This window comes from Rhodococcus sp. T7 (genome assembly GCF_009872365.1).
GTDB lineage: Bacteria > Actinomycetota > Actinomycetes > Mycobacteriales > Mycobacteriaceae > Rhodococcus_F.
In genome coordinates, this window is record NZ_WXYH01000319.1 from 1 (window position 1) to 505 (window position 505).

The following is a 505-nucleotide window of genomic DNA, read 5'->3' on the forward strand; positions in this document are numbered from 1 at the left end:
GCGGCGATCACCGGGAACGGCAGGTGGTGCAGCGCCGCCAGGCCACCGGTCGCGGTCTCCTGGAACCTGAGGAACTCACGCACACCCATTTCGGTGATCACGCTGATCTCGTCGAGGTCGAAGCCCGCGCAGAACACGCGATCGCCCGCACCGCGGATGATCAGCGCCCGCGCGTCCGTGTCGCGCAGGGCGTATGCGACGGTGTTGAACTCCTCGAACATCTTCACGACCATCGAGTTCATCCGGTCGGGCCGATTGATCGTGAGGACGACGATCTTGCCCTCCAGCACCTCGAGGGTGAGGGTCTCCAGCTGCGGCGGCGCGTAATTGTTCAGCACCGCCGTATTCTCCCGCGTATCCGTCTGCGTCATCTGGATCACCGTCCCGTGAACTGGGGGCTGCGCTTTTCCTTGAACGCGGCCAGGGCTTCGGGCATGTCGTCGCCGCGAGTGAGCAGTGCCTGCCCGCGATTCTCGAGTTCGAGCGCGGCGGCGTACGACGACAC

The 505-nt window shown here is 65.3% G+C and carries 1 protein-coding gene and 1 pseudogene; both read right to left on the reverse strand.

Annotated elements, in window-relative coordinates; translation table 11 throughout:
• On the reverse strand, nucleotides 1-371 hold a 371-nt coding region (locus MLGJGCBP_RS24540), incomplete at its 3' end, for an enoyl-CoA hydratase/isomerase family protein (protein WP_201453190.1).
• 5 nt (nucleotides 372-376) lie between these two features.
• Nucleotides 377-505: pseudogene (locus MLGJGCBP_RS24545) on the reverse strand (enoyl-CoA hydratase/isomerase family protein); the annotation flags it as partial.